The organism is Ensifer canadensis, from assembly GCF_017488845.2.
Classification (GTDB): domain Bacteria; phylum Pseudomonadota; class Alphaproteobacteria; order Rhizobiales; family Rhizobiaceae; genus Ensifer; species Ensifer canadensis.
In genome coordinates this window covers 1,664,203-1,684,969 of sequence record NZ_CP083370.1, presented here as the reverse complement: position 1 = coordinate 1,684,969, position 20,767 = coordinate 1,664,203, and the positions used below count along the sequence as shown (strand labels likewise).

Annotated in this window: 17 protein-coding genes and 1 pseudogene; 11 read left to right on the top strand and 7 right to left on the bottom strand. The window is 60.9% G+C overall.

The genetic code is table 11. From position 1 onward, the window contains the following. Positions 1-52: 52 nt before the first annotated feature. On the bottom strand, positions 53-1,444 hold the full coding sequence (fumC, locus tag J3R84_RS08230) for a class II fumarate hydratase (RefSeq protein ID WP_025427243.1): 1,392 nt from the start codon (positions 1,442-1,444) through the stop codon (positions 53-55). 533 nt (positions 1,445-1,977) lie between these two features. Between fumC and J3R84_RS08225 the strand changes: the two genes are divergently transcribed. After that, on the top strand, positions 1,978-3,873 hold the full coding sequence (locus tag J3R84_RS08225) for a L,D-transpeptidase family protein (RefSeq protein WP_025427242.1): 1,896 nt from the start codon (positions 1,978-1,980) through the stop codon (positions 3,871-3,873). 253 nt (positions 3,874-4,126) lie between these two features. On the opposite strand, the gene J3R84_RS08220 is transcribed toward J3R84_RS08225, so the two are convergent. Next, positions 4,127-4,804: an HAD family hydrolase gene (locus tag J3R84_RS08220; RefSeq protein ID WP_025427241.1), complete on the bottom strand. Its 678-nt coding sequence runs from the start codon at positions 4,802-4,804 to the stop codon at positions 4,127-4,129. A gap of 223 nt (positions 4,805-5,027) precedes the next feature. Between J3R84_RS08220 and rpiA the strand changes: the two genes are divergently transcribed. The 5 genes from rpiA (at position 5,028) to J3R84_RS08195 (ending at position 10,142) form a co-directional block, all read left to right on the top strand. Then, a complete protein-coding gene (gene rpiA, locus J3R84_RS08215) occupies positions 5,028-5,723 on the top strand; it encodes a ribose-5-phosphate isomerase RpiA (protein ID WP_084814283.1) in 696 nt (231 codons plus the stop codon). A gap of 121 nt (positions 5,724-5,844) precedes the next feature. Then, positions 5,845-6,393 carry a DUF2059 domain-containing protein gene (locus J3R84_RS08210; RefSeq protein WP_025427239.1) on the top strand — a complete coding sequence of 183 codons (549 nt, stop codon included), beginning with the start codon at positions 5,845-5,847 and terminating at the stop codon, positions 6,391-6,393. A 218-nt stretch (positions 6,394-6,611) separates the two neighbouring features. Then, a complete protein-coding gene (gene gor / locus J3R84_RS08205) occupies positions 6,612-8,003 on the top strand; it encodes a glutathione-disulfide reductase (RefSeq protein ID WP_025427238.1) in 1,392 nt (463 codons plus the stop codon). A 245-nt stretch (positions 8,004-8,248) separates the two neighbouring features. Beyond that, on the top strand, positions 8,249-9,622 hold the full coding sequence (locus J3R84_RS08200) for a class II 3-deoxy-7-phosphoheptulonate synthase (RefSeq protein ID WP_025427237.1): 1,374 nt from the start codon (positions 8,249-8,251) through the stop codon (positions 9,620-9,622). Positions 9,623-9,743: 121 nt separating this feature from the next. Then, positions 9,744-10,142: a GFA family protein gene (locus tag J3R84_RS08195; RefSeq protein ID WP_025427236.1), complete on the top strand. Its 399-nt coding sequence runs from the start codon at positions 9,744-9,746 to the stop codon at positions 10,140-10,142. 94 nt (positions 10,143-10,236) lie between these two features. Here J3R84_RS08195 and J3R84_RS08190 read toward each other — a convergent pair whose 3' ends face one another. From J3R84_RS08190 to J3R84_RS08170, 5 genes and pseudogenes are all read right to left on the bottom strand, one after another. After that, entirely contained in the window at positions 10,237-11,187 is a 951-nt protein-coding gene (locus tag J3R84_RS08190; RefSeq protein WP_038576148.1) for a hypothetical protein, read from the bottom strand. A gap of 162 nt (positions 11,188-11,349) precedes the next feature. Continuing rightward, a pseudogene (locus J3R84_RS08185) lies at positions 11,350-12,365 on the bottom strand (TadE/TadG family type IV pilus assembly protein). 1 nt (position 12,366) lies between these two features. Then, positions 12,367-12,789, bottom strand: coding sequence for a TadE/TadG family type IV pilus assembly protein (locus J3R84_RS08180; RefSeq protein ID WP_203529156.1), 423 nt, complete (start codon positions 12,787-12,789; stop codon positions 12,367-12,369). A 195-nt stretch (positions 12,790-12,984) separates the two neighbouring features. Continuing rightward, complete coding sequence (locus J3R84_RS08175) at positions 12,985-13,533, bottom strand: DUF1003 domain-containing protein (RefSeq protein WP_025427232.1); 549 nt, start codon at positions 13,531-13,533, stop codon at positions 12,985-12,987. 257 nt (positions 13,534-13,790) lie between these two features. Then, positions 13,791-15,713, bottom strand: coding sequence for an LTA synthase family protein (locus J3R84_RS08170; protein ID WP_203529159.1), 1,923 nt, complete (start codon positions 15,711-15,713; stop codon positions 13,791-13,793). A 269-nt stretch (positions 15,714-15,982) separates the two neighbouring features. Between J3R84_RS08170 and J3R84_RS08165 the strand changes: the two genes are divergently transcribed. From J3R84_RS08165 to J3R84_RS08145, 5 genes are all read left to right on the top strand, one after another. Continuing rightward, positions 15,983-17,665 (top strand): NAD+ synthase, encoded by a 1,683-nt coding sequence (locus tag J3R84_RS08165; RefSeq protein WP_025427230.1) that lies wholly within the window; start codon positions 15,983-15,985, stop codon positions 17,663-17,665. Positions 17,666-17,817: 152 nt separating this feature from the next. After that, positions 17,818-18,003 (top strand): hypothetical protein, encoded by a 186-nt coding sequence (locus J3R84_RS08160; protein ID WP_025427229.1) that lies wholly within the window; start codon positions 17,818-17,820, stop codon positions 18,001-18,003. Between the two features lie 24 nt (positions 18,004-18,027). Continuing rightward, a complete protein-coding gene (locus J3R84_RS08155; protein ID WP_025427228.1) occupies positions 18,028-18,855 on the top strand; it encodes a TolB family protein in 828 nt (275 codons plus the stop codon). A 267-nt stretch (positions 18,856-19,122) separates the two neighbouring features. Beyond that, positions 19,123-20,499: an ankyrin repeat domain-containing protein gene (locus J3R84_RS08150; protein ID WP_225906458.1), complete on the top strand. Its 1,377-nt coding sequence runs from the start codon at positions 19,123-19,125 to the stop codon at positions 20,497-20,499. Continuing rightward, positions 20,480-20,755: an ankyrin repeat domain-containing protein gene (locus tag J3R84_RS08145; RefSeq protein WP_239637570.1), complete on the top strand. Its 276-nt coding sequence runs from the start codon at positions 20,480-20,482 to the stop codon at positions 20,753-20,755. Before J3R84_RS08150 ends, J3R84_RS08145 begins: the two co-directional genes overlap by 20 nt. The last annotated feature ends 12 nt before the right edge of the window (positions 20,756-20,767 follow it).

The window sequence follows — 20,767 nt, the reverse complement described above, 5'->3', positions numbered from 1 at the left end:
GCGAGGGCCGAGCCGCGACGCGGATTAAGGCGCCGCGGCAGGGGTATACGGATCAGGCCGGGCTGATCATCGTTTCCGGACGCACGATGGCGTCGAACTCTTCGTTGGTGACGTAACCGCCGCCGACGGCTTCTTCGCGCAGTGTCGTGCCGTTCTTGTGGGCGGTCTTAGCGATCTTGGCCGCGTTGTCGTAGCCGATCTTCGGCGCCAGCGCCGTCACCAGCATCAGCGAGCGGTCGAGCGCTGCCTTGATGTTGTCTTCGCGGGCCTCGATGCCGACGACGCAGTTGTCGGTGAAGGAGATCGCGGCATCGGCGAGCAACTGTACCGACTGCAGGAAGTTATAGGCCATCAGCGGGTTGAAGACGTTGAGCTCGAAATGGCCCTGGCTGCCGGCAAAGGTCAGTGCGGCGTTGTTGCCGAACACCTGGACGCAGACCTGTGTGAGCGCTTCGCACTGGGTCGGGTTGACCTTGCCCGGCATGATCGACGAACCCGGTTCGTTTTCCGGCAGCGAGAGCTCGCCGAGGCCCGAGCGCGGGCCGGAGCCGAGGAAGCGAATGTCGTTGGCAATCTTGAAGAGGGCAGCTGCTGCGGCGTTGATAGCGCCGTGGCTGAAGACCATCGAATCGTGGGCGGCAAGCGCTTCGAACTTGTTCGGTGCCGTGGTGAAGGCAATGCCGGTGATCTTGGCGATTTCTTCCGCGACCTTCTCGGCAAAGCCGATGGGTGCATTGAGGCCGGTACCCACGGCGGTACCGCCCTGCGCGAGCTCGCAAAGGCCGGGCAGGGTCAACTCGATGCGCTTGATCGAGGACGCGACCTGGGCGGCATAACCGGAGAATTCCTGGCCGAGCGTCAGCGGGGTTGCGTCCTGGGTGTGGGTGCGGCCGATCTTGATGATGTGATCGAACGCCTTGACCTTGGCTTCGAGCGCCTCGTGCAGGTGCTTTAGCGCCGGCAGCAGATCATGGATCACCCGCTCCGCGCAGGCGATGTGCATCGCCGTCGGATAGGTATCGTTGGACGATTGGCTCATGTTGACGTGGTCGTTCGGATGCACCGGCGTCTTCGAGCCCATGACGCCGCCGAGCATTTCGATTGCGCGGTTCGAGATGACCTCGTTGGCGTTCATGTTCGACTGGGTGCCGGAGCCTGTTTGCCAGACAACCAACGGGAAGTGGTCATTGAGCTTGCCGTCGATGACTTCCTGCGAGGCCTTGACGATGGCATCGGCAATGGTTGCATCCAGGCGACCGAGCGCCATGTTGGTGCGGGCCGCGGCCTGCTTGACGATGCCGAGCGCGCTGACGATTGCGACCGGCTGTTTTTCCCAGCCGATCTTGAAGTTGCCGAGGGAACGCTCGGCCTGGGCGCCCCAATAGCGGTCGTTTGCCACTTGGATGGGGCCGAACGTATCTGTTTCCGTGCGCGTCGATGTCATCGTGATCCCTGCCTTCGTCATGCGGTTCATGAAGTCTGGGCGAGGGGACGCGGTCGCAACCGGCTGTCCCTTCCCCAAGGTGCCGGGCCTCTCTCTGCCCCGGCTGGCAAGGCTTGTAAAGAGGTGGCCCCGGAGCTGGCAATGCTACAATCGTTTGAAAGGCGGGCGTGCGACAAAGAGCGGCCTTTGCAGTCGTGCAGCGGCTGATTCGCGTGCGCGCGGCGAACCCGGATTCCTTGTGGCGTTTCAGCCACATTCGTTGCCTTCCTTTAAGGCTCGCATTGCTCGCCTTGCCGTGCGGGCCGGGTGGCAACGACACTAATGTCGATGCAAATCAAATTTTTACGCCCCCTCGAACGTCCTGGAAATCAAGCGGTTTTTTTACCACGCAGAGGTGTTTTCATGCACGTTCGGGGAGGCGCGTTTCCTTTTCATTCACCATCCTTTTCTATAAGTTTTAGAGCACGAGGGCGTGGCGAGAATCTGGCTAAAGCCGAGTTCGGCGACAACGCGATACGGGGACGTAGTTTCACATGAGAATTTTCAAGACGGCAGCGATCGTAGCGCTCATGAGCAGCTGTTCGATTGCAACCTTCGATGTGCGGCCGGCTGCGGCCATCACGTTGATGGACCTTATCCGCGGCGGCAGACAGAAGACGCCGAAGCAGGAGATGCAGTCCGGCCAGCCGCTGCCCGGTGTCGGTTCCATGGGGCAGCCGCAGCAGAGGACGGTCTCCACGCCGCTGCCGAAGGTGACCGGCCCTCGCTATTATACCTACAAGGCGGAACCTCTGCGCCGGGTCGATACCGGTAGGCTGCTCGATCCGGTCGTCACCGGTTCTGTGCGCAACGAAGCGCTGCCGCCAATGCTGCGTGCGGCGCTCACCGATGCCCGGCAATTCATGCCTGACGTTGAGGTTCGCACGACCTCGAATGTGGCAAAAGCCATCGAGACCCATTACGGCTCGCGTTCTGATTTCGTCTGGATCGACGGCACCGGTGTCAACGCGCGCGCAAAGGGGGCGATTGCCGTTCTTGCCGATGCAGCAAAGGTCGGTCTCGATCCGCAGGATTATGCCGTTCAGGTGCCTGCTGATGAATTCGACCGCGGCGATATGATCGCGCGCGAAAAGGAACTTGTTCAGTTCGAAATCGCGCTGTCGGCGGCAACGCTTTCCTATGTCGAGGACACGGTGCGTGGCCGCATCGATCCCAACAAGATCTCCGGCTATCACGATTTCAAGCGCAAGACCGTCGATCTCTCAGCCTTCCTCGATAGGATGTCGGCAAGCTCCGATGTTGCCACGCTGCTCAACGATCAGAACCCGAAGAGCGAACAATTCGCTGCATTGTCGGTTGAACTCGAGCGCCTTCGTGCAGAGAAGAGCGTGGAACAGCGTGTCGAGATCGCGCCGGGCACGCTCCTGAAGCCGGGCCAAAGCAATCCGGAACTTGCCAACATCGTCGCCGGGATCCGCATCAAGGGTTCCGAGACGCTGAAGTCGGATCACGCCGCAGTGCTCGCGGCCTATCAAGGAACCCCTGAGTACACGCCTGAGCTGGTTCTGCTCGTCGAAGCGTTCCAGAAGGAGAATGGCCTGAAGGCCGATGGCGTCGTCGGTCAGGCGTCGCTGCGACTCCTGACCGGTGGCGACACCGTGGCAAGCAAGATCAACAAGCTCGAAGTCGCGATGGAACAGGCGCGCTGGCTTCCCGATGGGCTCGGCAACCGCTACGTCTTCATCAACCAGCCGGCCTTTACCGCGTCCTATAGCGACAATGGCGCCGAGCAGTTTTCGATGCGCGTCGTCGTCGGTTCAAAGGCGAACCAGACCTATTTCTTCCAGGATGAGATTCAGACCGTCGAGGTCAATCCATACTGGGGCGTGCCGCAGTCGATCATCATCAACGAGATGCTGCCGAAGCTGCGCAACGACCCTGGTTATCTCGATCGGATGGGCTATCAGGTTGAGATAGGCGGGCGCTCAGTGCCGTCGTCTTCCGTCAACTGGACCGGATCGACCGCCTCGGTTGCCGTGCGCCAGCCGCCGAGCAGCGACAACGCGCTTGGCGAACTGAAGATCCTGTTCCCGAATGCGCATGCCATCTACATGCACGACACGCCGTCGAAGAGCTTCTTCAAGCGTGACCAGCGCGCACTCAGCCACGGTTGCGTGCGGCTCGCCGATCCGCGCCGGATGGCAGCGGCCGTGCTTGGCACCAGCGTCGAGGATGTCGGCAAGGAAATCGGCGGCGGCAGCAACAAGGCGTTGCAGGTGCCGCAGAAGGTTCCTGTTTACGTCGCCTATTTTACCGCCTGGCCGAACAAGGACGGTGTCATCGAGTATTTCGACGACGTGTATGAGCGCGACATGTACGTGAACCGCGCCCTCGACGCCACCCGCGACGCTCGCCGGGCCGAGGGGTAAGTCCCAATTAGGCGATGGCGCCACTCGCACTGGCACCGTGTTCGACGACAGAATTTCAGACCCCGTGGAGCTTCTCCATGGGGTTTTTCGTTTAGGTGGTGGTGACGCGAGAGGAACGCAGCGTGTTTTTGCGATGCGAGAAGCGGCGCGACGCAGGAACCTGCTACGTGCGCGCTGCCAATGACGATTGATCTTAGTGGGCTCTATCCTCGATCAGATGCGGATCAAAACCTCAGGCCCAGCGCCCGCGCGCTTACTTGCCGTTGAAAAGCCCTGTCACCAGCGCCGGCGTCAACTCGTCGAAGTGGCGGATGATCACTGTCGGCTCCAGGCTTTCGATCGGCACGTCGGAATAGCCGAACGGCACGGCGATCGACGGGATCGCGGCGTTTCGGGCGACCAGAATATCGTTGAGGCTGTCACCGATCATCACCGAGTGCGCGGCACTGCCGCCGGCATTGGCGATCGTGCGCAGCAGGTGGTCGGCATTCGGCTTGCGGATTTCGAACGTGTCGCCACCGGAAACCGCCGCGAAGCGATCGATGAGGCCTAGGCGCTCGAGCAGCCGGTTTGCCAGCATCTCCGGCTTGTTGGTGCAGACTGCGAGCTTGAAGCCCGCCGCCGACAGCCGGTCGAGTGCGTTGAGCATGCCCGGGTAAGGCAGGGAATCACCCGGCATCGAGCCATGATAGAAGTCGACGAACTCCTTCATCTGCCAGGCCAACGCTTCTTCATCGAGCGGCTTGTTGCGAAGCGCAAAAGTCCGCTCGATCATCGCGCGGGCACCGTGGCCAACGAGATGGGTGAGGTCGCGGTAGGTGACCGGCTCGACGCCGGCCTGGGTCACCGCATGGTTGAGGCTCGCCACCAGATCCGGCGCCGTATCGACAAGGGTTCCGTCGAGATCAAAGACGACAATGGGGGAAGACAAGAGGTGAACCTCGCGTAGCCGGAAAGAGTTGTCGTTCGGGTAGGCGAAGTTGCAAGAGAATGCAATGGCAAGTGTGTGTGGGAAGGGACCAGGAATCCGGGCCGGGCCCCTGATTTTGGCTTTTGTTTGCAGCTTTGGGCGTGTAAGTGTCTCAGCGGAAAACGGATGGAGAAGGTGGGTAACCGCATCCACATCCGGTGGGTAAAAAGGGAGCGACTGGCGTATGGACGCCCGCCAAATGAAAATCAAAGCCGCGGCAGCGGCGCTCGAACATGTCGAAGACGGCATGCGTCTCGGCATTGGGACGGGATCGACTGCCGAGGAGTTCGTTCGGCTCCTGGCCGAGAAGGTCGCTGCGGGCTTCCGCATCGAAGGCGTTCCGACCTCCGAGCGTACTGCGCGGCTGTGCCTGGAGCTTGGCGTGCAGTTGAAGTCGCTGGACGAACTTCCGGAACTGGACCTGACGATCGATGGTGCCGACGAAATCGATGGTCAGTTGCGACTGATTAAGGGCGGCGGCGGCGCATTGCTGCGCGAGAAGATCGTCGCGGCCGCTTCCAAGCGCATGATTGTCATCGCCGATGAATCGAAAGTCGTCGATGTTCTCGGCGCATTCAAGCTGCCGATCGAGGTCAATCCCTTCGGCCAGGTGGCAACGCGCATCGCCATCGAAAAGGTGGCCTCGCGTCTCGGTCTTTCCGGTGACATCTCCGTGCGCAACTCAGGCGACGGCCCCTTCAAGACGGACGGTGGACACCTCATTCTTGATGCATCTTTTGGCCGTATTCCTGATGCAGATGCGCTCGCGGGAGAGCTGAATGCCATTCCGGGCGTGGTCGAGCATGGACTTTTCATAGGCATCGCGTCGCTGGCAATTATTGCCGGACCGGAAGAGGCACGCATTCTGACCGCATCTTGAGCCGGTTCCCGTCGCTCCCTGGGGAGCAGGGGCCGGTGAAGAAAACAGGTTACCACACATGCGGGCCTGGCGGCGGCAATCGCCCCGGCAGCATGCGACAAACACAGGAGCATGGATAAAAATGAACAAACTCGCAGGTCTTGTCCGCACTTTCGCAGCCACCGCGGTTCTCCTTTCTGCATCCATTCCGGTTCAGGCTCAGGACGTGTCCGACGCCCAGATCAAGGCCGCGCGTGCGACCATCGCTGCACTCGGCGTGACCAACAACTTCGACAACATTCTGCCGAACCTCGCCGAGCGTCTGAAGAATACTCTGATCCAGGCTTCGCCGAACTTCCAGGAGCTGATCACCGCGACCGTCGACGAAAAGGCTTTGACCCTGGCAGCGCGTCGCGCCGATCTCGAAAACGAAGCCGCGACGATCTACGCCAAGACCTTTACGCTTGAAGAGCTGAACGCCATTACCGAGTTCTACAAGTCGACGGCCGGCAAGAAGCTTCTGAACGACGGCCCGATTGCTTCGCGCGAATTGTTGAAGGCGGCAGACATCTGGGCAGCCGGCGTGTCGCGCGACCTCAACACCGAAGCCACGAAGTCGCTCGACGCCAAGGTCGGCACTTCGGCTCCGCCACGTATTGAAGGCACCGTTGAGACACCGCCCGCCCAATAATCCGCGGTCGGTCGGAGAGAGCTCGGGTCAGCTGGGCTAAACATCACGTTTTGGGGAGCCCGGAGCAATCCGGGCTTTTCTTTTTCTGCAGTGCAACACTATATGTGCCTGCGACGGGGGACTGCCCCCCGAGCGGGGCGTGCCGCCGGCGAAAATGCCTGGTCCGCGGTCCCCTAATTGTCCTAATTGCAGCTTGCACGACCTTCAGGAGTTCGCCCATGCCCGCTTTCGACTATGACCTCTTCGTAATCGGTGGCGGTTCGGGTGGCGTCAGAAGCGGCCGGCTGGCGGCAAGTCTCGGCAAGAAGGTCGCGATCGCCGAAGAGTTCCGTTATGGCGGCACCTGTGTCATCCGTGGGTGCGTTCCGAAGAAGCTCTATGTCTACGCGTCGCAATATTCGGAACATTTCGAGGATGCGGCGGGTTTCGGCTGGACCGTCGGCGAAAGTCGCTTTGATTGGCAAAAGCTCGTCGCTGCCAAGGAGCAGGAGATCACGCGGCTCGAAGGCCTCTACCAGAAGGGGCTCGCCAATGCCGGCGCGGAGATCCTGCGTACACGGGCTGAGCTTGTCGGCCCGAATACGGTTCGCCTGCTCGACACTGGCAAGACCGTGACCGCCGAACGTATCGTCATTGCTGTCGGCGGCCACCCGACGCCGCATGACGCGCTGCCGGGCCATGAACTCTGCATTTCCTCCAATGAGGCTTTCGATCTGGCGGAACTGCCGAAGTCGATCCTGATTGCAGGCGGTGGCTATATCGCTGTCGAGTTCGCCAATATCTTTCATGGTCTCGGCGTCGAAACGACACTGATCTATCGCGGCAAGGAAATCCTCTCGCGTTTCGATCAGGATCTCCGCCGCGGCCTGCACACGGCGATGGAAGAGAAGGGCATCCGGATCCTTTGCGAAGACATCATCCAGTCGGTCACGACTGACGCCGACGGCAAGCGCGTGGCGCAGACGATGAAACACGGCCAAATCGCCGTCGATCAGGTGATGCTGGCGCTTGGCCGCGTGCCGAACACCAAGGGCCTCGGGCTCGAAAGCGCCGGGGTGAACACGGATGAGCGCGGCGCGATCGTCGTCGACGCCTTTTCGCGCACGAGCGCGCCTGGCATCTATGCCCTCGGCGACGTGACCGATCGCGTCCAGCTGACACCGGTCGCGATCCACGAGGCAATGTGCTTCATCGAGACCGAATACAAGAACAACCCGGTATCGCCCGACCACGACCTGATCGCCACGGCCGTCTTCTCCCAGCCGGAGATCGGCACCGTCGGCCTCAGCGAGGAGCAGGCTGCGCGTCAGTTCGAAGAACTGGAAGTCTATCGTGCCGAGTTCCGGCCGATGAAGGCGACGCTTTCCGGCCGGAAGGAAAAGATGATCATGAAGCTGATCGTCAACGCTGCCGACCGCAAAGTGCTGGGCGCCCACATCCTCGGGCACGATGCCGGCGAAATGGCGCAATTGCTCGGCATTTCGCTGAAGGCCGGTTGCACCAAGGACGACTTCGATCGGACGATGGCGGTGCATCCGACAGCATCGGAAGAGCTTGTGACGATGTATGCGCCGTCCTATCGCGTGCGTAAGGGCGAGCGGGTCGGCTGAGCAGGGCGGTTGCTTTGCTGACGCCGGAAACCATGAATTCTGGTAGGATGCCTTTCCAAGCCATCGCTTAACGTCTATAAGCCCGCATCCGCGAAGTCACCGGCTTCGAGCGGGCGCGAAGGCTTGGCCACGCGCTGAAGCGGGGCGCGCGGACGCAGTGAAATTTCCGAATACCGGGCGGTGTCGAAACCGTCAGGGCGCGACCCGCGCGGACCGACGTCCGCGGCAGACAACAGGTGATCGAAATGGCACAGACTTGGACTCCGAATAGCTGGCGGCAGAAACCCATCCAGCAGGTTCCGGATTATCCGGACCTTGCGGCTCTTGCGGCAACGGAAGCGAAACTCGCGAAGTATCCGCCGCTGGTGTTTGCCGGCGAGGCGCGGCGTCTGAAGACTGCTCTTGCCAATGTTGCCGAAGGCCGCGGCTTCCTGCTGCAGGGCGGCGATTGCGCCGAGAGCTTTGCCGAGCATGGGGCCGACACGATCCGCGACTTCTTCCGCGCGTTCCTGCAGATGGCCGTCGTTCTGACGTTCGGCGCTCAGCAGCCGGTGGTCAAGGTCGGTCGCATCGCTGGCCAGTTCGCCAAGCCGCGCTCCTCCAACATCGAGAAGCAGGGCGACGTCGAGCTGCCGAGCTACCGTGGCGACATCATCAACGGCATCGAGTTCACCGAAGCGGAACGCGTTCCGGATCCGGAACGGCAGATCATGGCCTACCGCCAGTCCGCCGCGACGCTCAACCTGTTGCGCGCTTTTGCGATGGGTGGCTATGCCAACCTCGACAACGTTCATCAGTGGATGCTCGGCTTCGTCAAGGATAGCCCGCAGGCAGAGCGCTACCGCAAGCTCGCCGACCGGATTTCCGAGACGATGGATTTCATGAAGGCGATCGGCATCACCTCTGAAAATCATCCGAGCCTGCGCGAAACCGATTTCTTCACCAGCCACGAGGCGCTGCTGCTCGGCTACGAGCAGGCGCTGACGCGTGTCGATTCCACCTCCGGCGACTGGTATGCGACTTCGGGCCACATGATCTGGATCGGCGACCGTACCCGCCAGCCGGACCACGCCCATATCGAATATTGCCGTGGCATCAAGAACCCGCTTGGCCTCAAGTGTGGCCCGTCGCTGACGGCTGACGGCCTTCTGGAACTGATCGATCTGCTCAACCCGGCCAACGAAGCCGGCCGCCTGACGCTGATTTGCCGCTTCGGCCATGACAAGGTTGCCGAGCACCTGCCGCGCCTCATCCGCGCGGTTGAACGCGAAGGCAAGAAGGTCGTCTGGTCCTGCGATCCGATGCACGGCAACACGATCACGCTCAACAACTATAAGACCCGCCCGTTCGAGCGGATCCTGTCGGAAGTCGAAAGCTTCTTCCAGATCCACCGTGCGGAAGGCTCGCACCCGGGCGGCATTCATATCGAGATGACCGGCAACGACGTTACCGAATGCACCGGCGGCGCCCGTGCGCTTTCGGGTGACGATCTCGCCGATCGCTACCACACCCATTGCGATCCTCGCCTCAATGCGGACCAGGCGCTGGAATTGGCGTTCCTGCTCGCCGAGCGCATGAAGGGCGGCCGCGACGAGAAGAAGCTGGTCGTCAACGGCTGATACTGAGGCATTGCCGCACGGTTCAGATTTTCTGAACCTCGAGCGGTCGCTATGAAATTGACAATGCCGGGCCGGCTCGCGAAGCTGGCCCGGCATTTCTCGTTTCAGGAGGTCGGGGACCATGTCGGATATTCACAGCGGCAGCTGCCTTTGCGCGGCAGTGCGGTTCAAGACGCGGGGCGAACTGCGCGAGTTGATCTTTTGCCATTGCACGCAATGCCGCAAGCAGACGGGCCTCTATTACGCCGCGACCAATGTGCTGGATCGCGACATGGAACTTGAGGGGGCGGAGGACGTGACCTGGTATCGTTCGAGCGATGGCGCGCAGCGTGGTTTTTGCCGCAACTGCGGCTCGGCTCTGTTCTGGAAATCCGATAGCGCCGAATACGTCTCGATCATGGCCGGCGCCTTTGAGAAGCCGACGGATCTCCTACCCGGCTATCACATATTCTGTGCCGACAAGGGCGATTTCTACGACATTAACGACGATCTGCCGAAGTTTGAAGCGGGCCGGTCGTAGGACCGTTCAAGCCACTTCCGGCCGCCAGGCGATGACGCGATCCGTGCGCGCGAACCTCCGGCGACGCCGGGCCGCACTTAGTGAAGGAAATGACCTATTTCGCCAACCGGACTGCACCGTCCGTGGCTCGCTCATAGGCATTGGCCAGGGCCGCGAGCTTTATAGCCTGCCAGCGACAATACTCGTCGACCAGTCCGGCGCTCATCCAAAAGCGTCCACGGGAGCCGTCGTTCGATCGGCCGATGAAACCTGTGTCCTGCGCTTTGGTGAACAGTCTGCGCACGTGCGTGTTGGAGATGGTGTAGTGGTTGGCAAGCTCGGCGAGATTGAGTTCCAGCCAGACCTTTCCGTCCACGGGCGTCAGGCTTTTCGGACGCGCCATGAGGTCATCGAGCAGCAAGCCCCCGCATTCGGTCCAAACGAAGATGGCAACGCCTTCGGGGGGCTCGCTCCAATTCTTGTCGGACAGGAGCATTCGCGCCGCGATCGGCTGCGTGCGTCCAAGGACAGAGGTGTCGGCCTCGACATGTTCCAGACGTCTGCCGCCATCGAGGCGGTCGAGCGTGCCCATTTGGCTCATGAACCAACGCATCATGGCGCTCTCGCTGACTTCCGTCGGCTCAAGTGGGCGAACCTTCTTGTTCGTCCGCTCACCTCTGACATCGCGCAGCAGCTTGTAGGCGAGCAGCTCGGACAGGAATGCGGCTGCCGTGTTCCTGCTTGCGCCGCCGGTCTCGCGCATGAACTTCAACAACCGCGCGGCAGTCACTCCCGAATCGGGGTGAGACGGGTCGCGCTCAAGATGAAGCGCGTAAGCGGCCTGGGTCAGCGTCCATTTCTGGTGGGAGGCGACGAGACGAGCCACACGTGGAAAAATATCATAGACCGCCATCAGATCGCGAGCGCTGATCTGCAGCGTCTCGCGCAGGAGCGGGTTGCGCAGCAATCCGTCCGCCGTGAAGGCGAGCGGTTTCTCCGGTGCAGCATCCCCCTGTTTTGCAACCAACTGCATCTGTCGCGCACGTCTCCCGACGATCTCTCGCATACGCCTCGGGTTCCGATCCCTCGCCACGTGTGCTTCGATACTACTCAACCCATCTGCATGTAGCAGCTCTACCTTGCCCATAACGTGCGAACCCGTCATTTTGTTCGAAAGCATCGGCAATCGATTTTCCGTTGCCAGTCCCTTTGTGCTGTCGCGAGGCTGTTACTGCACCAGTACCGGTGGCTGACATTTGACGCCGGTGACGCGGACATCGGCTTCTCCCACGCGTACCCCCCACTAGGAGCAGCAGATTGTAGAGCAGATCGTCCACCGGTTTCGTGACCGCGGCCAAGGTCTGGGCAAGCGCCTGTTGCAGGATAGTCGGGCTGCCGAGCGTCAGGAACAACACCTGAATGTTCAGGTCCAGATTGTTGAGCAGGGTCTTCGTCGTCGACGACAGGATGTCCTTGGTCGAAACGCTCTTGATCGAGCGTGCGGCCACTTCGGCGGGGCTGAAGGTGAGGCGGGACGCTTGAAGGTTCTGCGCCTCGACGTGAGCGATGGCGTCGATCTTGACCGCCAGCGCATCGACGATGCGGGCGCGCTCGACCCGAGCGTCGAAGGAGAAACTCGAAAGCACCTTCGGATTGACGTCACCGACGGCGATCTCAGCGACGCCCGGCACCGCGTCGACGACGACTGCCGCGTTCTCCGGCTTGCCGCCGTAGCAACGGATGTCGGCAAGTTTGGCTTCTGCGTGGGCAAGCTCGACATAGATCGGCAACCGAATGCGCATACCGGCAAGGGCCGCAAGCCCGTCTATGCCCTGCGGCATCCCTGACGAAGCGCTGGCCGGCTGCGACGCCCGGATCGGGGACATACCGTCCACGCGTGACCGTTGCCACGCCGTCGACCTTTTCCGTCCCGACGTCGCCGGGCGGCAGAACCTTGCCATCGACGGTCAACAGGCCGGAGGGCGTCGCAACAGCGAAATTGACATGGTTGTTGGAGAAGTACTTGAGAACAGCCTGCTCGGCGGAGGAGACGTTCGATGCGGCGGCGATGGCAGCAAGATCGACGGTCGACTGCATTTCCTGCTTCTGGACCGTGAGGTAACCGTAGTCGATGCCAAGTCCCATGGAGGCGATCACGAGCGGCATGACGAGAGCGGCGGATATGCCGACGTTGCCACCTCTTGATCGGGCGAGGTGTGCTATTCCCGGCGCTTTCAAACCCATATCAGATACCTCCCAAACGGATCGTAGCGAAGCGCTCGATATTTTCGCTCGGCATGGCGAAAGTGAACATGTTGAAGATCGGGAGATCGCCGGCGTCGTACTTGATCCTCACGGTAAACTGGTTGGCGTTACCAGCATCGTCCTTGACGGTGACCGTCATACGGGACGGCTTGATGAAGGCTTGGTCCATGGTCGTGCGCTGGATGTAGTCCGTGGCAAGGAGTTCTCGCTCGCCTTCGGAAAGTCCGGCAATGGCGGTGCGCGCTGCGTCGGCGGCTATCTGCTGAATGGAGTGGGCCGCGCTGAGGTAGATGCCGTAGGCGATCAACGTCAACACACATAGAAAGAATAGAGGGGCGATGATTGCAAATTCAATTGCGGCAGCGCCATCGCGGCTGCCGAACAGGCGCGTTATTTTGGACATATCAGCAACTCCGACCGAACCGTGACTGCTTTTTCTCTGTCCCTGCGCCTTGACGGTGCTCCCCAAGTGTTAATTTTTCGATACGCTAATAGGTTGTTTCAATAGTCAGAAATAGCCTATTGTTGCAAAATACAAATTTGTGATTGAATTAGGAATCTTGCAGATTCTTGCGCGCTTTAGTGGCTTGTCCGGTGTCTATTCATTGTCGGGTATGTGCCGATACTGGGAAAGCTGGCGGTTAAGATTGGCGATGTCGGTCCTCAGCTCGGCGATCTCGCGCAGTAGCACATCGTCCACCTTGTGGTGCAGGGCGATCAACTCGACTTCCGACTTCAGATTGACCTCATAGTCCTTTGCCGCAGCGAAGCGATCGCGCTCGGCCTGCCGGTTCTGGGACATCATGATGACCGGCGCCTGCAGCGCCGCCAGCATCGAAAGCAGCAGGTTGAGGAAGATGAAGGGGTAGGGATCGAAGGCCCCGGTCACCAGCAAGACGGTGTTGATGATCACCCAGACGACGAGAAAGCCGCAAAAGCTGAGAATGAACCCCCAGGAGCCGCCAATCCTGGCAATGGCGTCGGCGAGCCGGTCGCCGACGGACAGCTCGGCGCTGAACGCGGCATTGGTGTCGGTTGCAACGGTGCGTCGTTCCTTGGCGCGGGTCAGGATGCGGCGCTCGATTTCGCCGAGCTCGGCCATCGGTTTGCCGAAGATGTGCTGCGAGAGTTCGTTCAAATGCGGCATGGCTATCTCCGGAAATGGATCGGACGATATCGAAAGCGTTTCGCGCAAAAGTGTGCGGCGGATTTGCGATAACGACACGGGCAAAAAACAAGAGCCTAAAGCGCAGTGAGCGAATCGGAAAGATCGCGACGCGCTTAAGCGCACCACTTCGACGAGGAAATCAACGGGATAGATGAGAAAATGCACAGAGCCGGGCGGTTTACCGTCCGGCTCTGTTCAGAGGCCAGTGATGTCGCACGAACGTGTGCGGGTGTGGTTTAGAAGCCTGCGGCGTAGAGATCCGCGTGCGACTTGAAGAAGCGGTCGGTCGAGTAGCGCTTGCCGAACATCATGTCGTGCTGGAGGAAGCGATAGTCGCGCAGCAGGGCCGGGACCTTCGGCTGACGAGACCATTCGGCGACATCCTTGCCGTTCTTGCGGATCAGCATGTAGCGGTCGACGACGCGGTACTGGTCGTGCACCTTGCCGAGGAAGCCGGTATAGTAGGGATGCTCGTAGCCGGACTGCATGAGGATCTGGTAGGAAAGGAAGGCCGGGCTGATCGTGCCGACATTCTTCTTCGGACCCGTCTTGTTCGACCAGACGACGAGCGGAGTTTCGTGCTGCGCCTTCATCTGGTCCTTCGAGCCCTTGCGCTCCGCGGTCACGCCCTTCATGAAACCGGTGTTGGTGTAGACCGTGTTCAACGGCGGCAGGTGGTCGCCGAAGAGCACGATGATGGTTTCGCGGTCACGTTGCTTGGCCCAGTCCATCAGCTTCTTCAGGCTCTCGTCGGCTTCCTTGACGCCCTGGGCGTAGGTTTCAAGCACCTGGCGATCGCTCTCCGGCAGGTTGCCTTCGACCTTGATGGTATTCTTGGCATAGCGGTTCGGCTCATAGGGGCCATGGCCCTGCAGCGTTACCGCGAAGAAGAAGAAGGGGTCATCCATGGCGTCCGCCTGGCGGATGATCTCCTTGGTCAGGGATTCGTCCGAGGCGAAAATGCCGCGCTTCTGCATCGGCGGCATATTCTCCTCCGACTTGAAGGTGTCGAAGCCGAAGGCCTTGTAGACGGCGGTGCGGTTCCAGAACCAGCTCTGGAACGGATGGATGGCACGCGAAACGTAACCCTCGCCACGGAAGAAGGTGGCAAGCGAGGGGATCGGATTGCGGATGTACTGTTGGTACGGAATGCTGCCATAGGGCAGGAAGGCATTCGAAAAGCCGGTCAGCGCTTCGAATTCGACATTGGCCGTCATGCCGCCGAACTCTGGCGAGAACACGTTGCCAGATTGCATTTCGCGGATCGTCGGCATCGGGTCGGGCGAAAGCTTGACGTTCGGCAGACGGGTCGGATCCCAGAAGGATTCGCTCATCAGCACGATGACGTCGGGCTTGCTGCGGTGGGAGGTGCCGGCCGGCAGCGGCTTGACCGGGATGCGATCGATCGCATCGGCCATGTAGCCGGCGGGCGCGTTGACGTTGGCCATCGGCAGATTGATCGCAAACGCCAGCGCAAAGCCGTTGTGACGATAGTTTTCGGTCTGGTCCCACATGATCGGGATGACCTTCAGGCGATCACGGATCCAGGAGAACTGGTTGTAATCCATGATGTGCCAGAAGGCGAAGAGCAGCGGCAGCGCAAAAGCTGCGCGAGCGATGCGCTCGCGGCGTGTCAGCTTGGGGAAGTTGCGCCAGGCGTAACGCAGCAACAGGCCGATGGTTGTAACGGCTGCGATGAGGCCGACAACGATGCCGACGGCCGTCCACGGACGATCCTTGACAAGCACAGGCATCAATTCGAGGATCTGGCGGCCAAAGAGGAAGTCGGTCGGATAGAGCGGGTCGGAGAGAAAGACCTGCTTCTGCTGGCAGATGATGGCCGGTATGATCGCCAGCGGCGCGAGCACCACGGCGGACTTGTGTTCGCGGCCGAAAACGCCATCGATGGCGAGAAGGATCAGGAAGAATGCACCGATGGTGGTCCATGCGGGGCGCGTCGGATCGAGGAAGTAGGCGACCGTGTCGGCCATGGACTGGCGCACGATCAACTCGACTGCAAAAACGAGGGCTGCCGCGATCGACAGCGAGAACAATGCACTGCGTGCGGAGGTCAGCGTCTTGGCGTGCCGCGCGGCAAATCCGGGTCTACCAGCGTAGACTCGTGATCTCCTCGCTACGGCTGAATCGATATTGGCCAACGTCTTCTCCAATTTCATCAATGTGTCGTGTAGCTGTCATACGACTGTCATTTTGAACAGGGGATGAATGACTTGTTCAGGGTGTTTGGAAACAGGTTTTCGTGACGTGAGGACGCGCGAGCCGGCGCCGATAACAAACCGGAAACGCAGAATTTTTTGGAATTTTTCGCTTCGCGGCGATTGGCTGTGGGCATTTTCGCGCGGATTGCGCTAAAGATCGGGGCGAAAGTCAGACGCATTCGTTCGAGAACAGACCGACAGGCCCGCTCATGACCGCTCACAAAGCCGCTCCCACCCTGCTTCGTATCGCAATCGCCCAGCTCAATCCGACCGTCGGCGATATCGCCGGAAACCTGGCGAAAGCGCGTGAGGCGCGCGCCGATGCGGCGCGCCAGGGCGCCGACCTCCTGCTGCTCACCGAGCTCTTCATTTCCGGCTATCCGCCGGAGGATCTGGTTCTCAAGCCTGCTTTTCTCAAGGCCTGTTTACAGGCGGTGGAAAAGTTGGCCGAGGAGACCGCCGACGGCGGCCCGGGCGTCATTATCGGCTTCCCGCGCCTGGCCAAGACCGGGCGCCACAATGCCGTCGCCGTGCTCGATGGCGGCAAGATCATTGCGGTACGCGACAAGGTCGATCTGCCGAATTACGGCGAGTTCGACGAGAAGCGGGTGTTCGACCAGGGCGAGATGCCAGGGCCGGTCAATTTCCGCGGCATTCGCATTGGTATCCCGATCTGCGAGGACATCTGGGGCGATCTTGGTGTGTGCGAGACACTGGCGGAAAGCGGCGCCGAAATCCTGCTGTCACCGAACGGCTCGCCCTATCATCGCGGCAAGGTGGACGTGCGCCATCAGGTCGTGCTCAAGCAGGTGATAGAGACCGGCCTGCCGATGATCTATGCCAACCAGCTCGGCGGTCAGGATGAACTGGTGTTCGACGGCGCGAGCTTCGCCTTCAACACGGACAAGTCGCTCGCCTTCCAGATGAGCCAGTTCGAGGAGGCGCTGTCGATCGTCGAATGGAAAAAGGGCGACAATGGCTGGCACTGTGCCGGCGGCCTGCAATCGCGCCTGCCGGAGCGGGAGGAGGCAGACTATCGCGCCTGCATGCTCGGCTTCCGCGACTACGTCAACAAGAACGGTTTCAAGAACGTCGTGCTCGGCCTGTCCGGCGGCATCGACTCGGCGATCTGCGCAGCACTTGCCGTTGATGCGCTCGGCGAGGAGCGGGTACGCACGATCATGCTGCCTTACCGCTACACCTCGAAGGACTCGCTGAAGGACGCCAAGGATTGCGCCGAAGCGCTCGGCTGCCGCTACGATATCGTGCCGATCGAAGAGCCGGTCGAAGGATTTCTCGGCGCGCTGGCCGATATGTTCGAGGGCACGGAATCGGGCATCACCGAGGAAAACCTGCAGAGCCGCACGCGCGGCACGATCCTGATGGCCGTCTCCAACAAGTTCGGCTCGATGGTGGTCACCACCGGCAACAAGTCGGAAATGTCGGTCGGCTACGCCACGCTCTATGGCGATATGAACGGCGGCTTCAATCCGATCAAGGACCTCTACAAGATGGAGGTCTATGGCATCTCGCGCTGGCGCAACACCACCGTGCCGCCGGGCGCGCTCGGTCCATCCGGCGTGGTCATCCCGCAAAACATCATCGACAAGGCGCCGTCGGCCGAGCTTCGCCCCAACCAGACGGACCAGGATTCACTGCCGCCCTATCCGGTGCTCGATGACATTCTGGAGTGCCTCGTCGAAAAGGAGATGAGCACGGAGGAGATCGTTGCTCGTGGTCATGACGAGACAACGGTACACCGCATCGAACATCTGCTCTATATCGCCGAATACAAGCGCCGACAGTCGGCGCCCGGCGTGAAGATCACCAAGAAGAATTTTGGCCGCGATCGGCGCTATCCAATCACCAACCGGTTCCGCGATCGGGGATAGACGGTGAGCGCATCCCCGAAGGGCGGGACGGCAAGGAAAGCCAGCCGGAGTTCACCGAGGAGGAAATCCGGCTGATCCGGCTGTGGTCGCTGAGCGACGTTTCTGCCGGTGGGCAGCTTTCGGCGCAGATCGCCTGTTTCGCGACGCCGGCCGTGTTCGGTGTCTATGGTCTTGCGACCGGTAGTCTCGTCACCGTCGGCGTCGCCTTCGTCTGCATTCTTCTGCTGCTGGCCTGGGGCTTGGTCTCGACCTGGCAAGACCAGCGCAGCGTCATCTTGATGCGGTCGATCTGCGCCAAAGTCTTGGCGGTGCTGCCACGGGGCGAAGAAAGCAAATAGCTGCGGTTGCGGCAGGAGAAGCGTATGCGCAGTTCCATCGAAACCTATGACATCGTTACCGCCGAGACTCGCGTCGTCTGGCAGACGGAGCGGCTGGTCGAGGCGCCGAATTGGTCTCCGGACGGGCGATATCTCATCATCAATGGCGACGGCCGGCTTTACCGGCTGGCCTTCGACGGCTCGGAGCCGGTCGAGATCGAAACCGGCTTTGCCCATCTCTGCAACAATGACCACGGCATTTCGCCTGATGGCAGCACGATTGCGATCAGCGACAAGACCGAGTTCGGCAAGTCGGCGATCTACCTGCTGCCGGCTTCTGGCGGCACTCCGCGGCTTGTCACCCCCAACCTCCCGTCCTACTGGCACGGCTGGTCGCCGGATGGCGGCGCACTGACCTATTGCGGTATTCGTGATCAGGTCTTCGATATCTATACGATCTCGGTCGAAGGCGGCGAAGAGCGGCGACTGACGCAGGGCGAAGGCCGCAACGACGGGCCGGACTGGTCGCCGGATGGAGCGTGGATCTACTTCAACTCCAGCCGCACTGGCCGCATGCAGATCTGGCGCGTTCGTCCCGACGGCACCGACGTTGAGCGCGTGACCGACAGCCCCTATGGCGACTGGTTCCCGCATCCGTCGCCCGACGGAAGACACCTTCTGGTTCTCTCCTATGACGGCGATGTCTTCGATCATCCGCGGGACCTGAACGTCCGTCTGCGATTGATGGAGATGGATGGCAGCAACGCGCGCGAGCTGTTCGAGCTCTTCGGCGGGCAGGGCACGATGAATGTTCCCAACTGGTCGCCCAAGGGGGATCGCTTTGCTTTCGTTCGCTACGAACCGGAAAGCTGAGAAGCCTACAGCGCCGCGCGTCTTATCAGACGCGCAAAGGTCGCTGTAGCACTTTGAATTGCTGCATGTTTTATCCTTAAATCGGATAGGATTTAAGGAAACATGCAGTGGACAAGAATATCGGCTGCGTGCTAGCGATCGTGTCGTTCGCAGGGCGCACCCGATCCGCGGGAAGGGCCAGACCCACCTGTTTCACTGGACTTGGTTGCCACACCTCTTTTCAGTCTGTGGGCGCGGATACCGGACGTGAATGAAAGGAGGTCTTTCATGATCACGCGCGATCTTTCCGCGAACGCTACCCTCTATTCCATCCGCAAGCAGGCCAAGGCTTTTCACAAAGCCCTGAAGGCTGGCGATGCCGCGGCACGCCAGCGGGCGCTGTCCTATTTCTCCGAGCCGGCCACAATCGGCCTGCAGGATGCCCAACTGGTCATCGCCCGGGAGTTCGGCTTCTCCAGCTGGACCCGATTGAAAACGCATCTCGAACGCGCTCAGGGCGGCAAGCCCGCCACCGAACAGCTTGCCAATCGCTTCCTCGCATTGGCGACCGTGTCCTATTTCGGCGACATCGCTGCGGACCCGGAGCGATATGCCCAGGCGAAAGCCTTGCTCGACGAGCATCCAGAAATTGCCCGTGAAAGCATCCATGTAGCAGCCGCTCTTGGCGATGGCGACGCCATCGACCGTTGGCTCGACACGGATCCGAAACTCTCCGGCAAGCGTGGTGGGCCTTACGATTGGGAGCCTCTGCTCTACGCGGCCTATGCCCGCGTTCCCGGCAGATCTTCCCTTGCAGCGGCTGAACGGCTCATTGCGTGTGGCGCCGATGCCAATGCCTTCTGGATGGACGACGGGCAATATCGTTTTACCGCGCTGACGGGCGTCTTCGGCCAGGGCGAGGCGGGCAAAGAGCGTCAGCCAGAACATCCGGATTGCGTCGCCTTTGCCGAACTCCTGCTTAAGGCCGGCGCTACGGCCAATGATAGCCAGGCGCTCTATAACCGCATGTTCGAGCCCGATAACACCTTCATCGGTCTTTTGTTGCGGTATGGGCTAAGCGCAAAGGACAGGAACAACTGGCTTGTCCGCGAAGACGGTCAGTTGATCGAGAACAGCGAAAGGGTCTTCGACTATCAACTTGCCTGGGCGCTGGAAAAGAAGATGACGGACCGTGTGCGGCTGCTGGTCGAGCATGGGGCCGACGTAAACCGCGTCGTGAAAGGTCGCACGCCCTACCAATGGGCCGAGCTCGGCGGTGATCCGACCCTTGCCGGCTATCTGGTGGCCCATGGCGCCACGGTCGCGGAACTCACCGATGTCGATCGCCTCGCGCGGGCGATCGGTGAGGGAAATGCGACGGCGGCAAAGGCGCTGGCAGCCGGGGATGCGGCGCTTGTTTCGCGCACGCAGGCGGCCCATCCGGCGATCCTGCATGAGGCTGCGGGTGAAGCCCAGCCGGCCCAGGTGGCGCTGATGCTGTCGCTCGGCCATGGCGCGCGACCCGTATCATCACGCACCGCCGATCGGCTGGGCCGAATACAACGGCAAGGCCGATATGGTGCGCTTCCTCGAGACACAGCCGCTCGACCTGTTTGCGGCCGCTGCCTTCGACAAGGGAGAGCGGGTGCTCGAGATCGTCAATGAAAAGCCGGAGTTGCTCGACATCCCCTTCGGTCAGTTCCGTGGGCGTGGGCGGCCAAACCCGCAGAGCGACTGGATGACGCCGCTCGCTATCGCTGTCGTCAACAGGAGGCCATCCGTGGTGAAGCTGTTGCTCGAAAAAGGCGCGAACGCCAACCTGCGTGATGGTACTGGTACGAGGTCGATCCGCGACCTGGCGCGCGACGAAGGCGACGACGAAATCGTCTCCTTGTTGCGTCCGGCTGTGCAGTCCAACTAACAGTCGCACGAC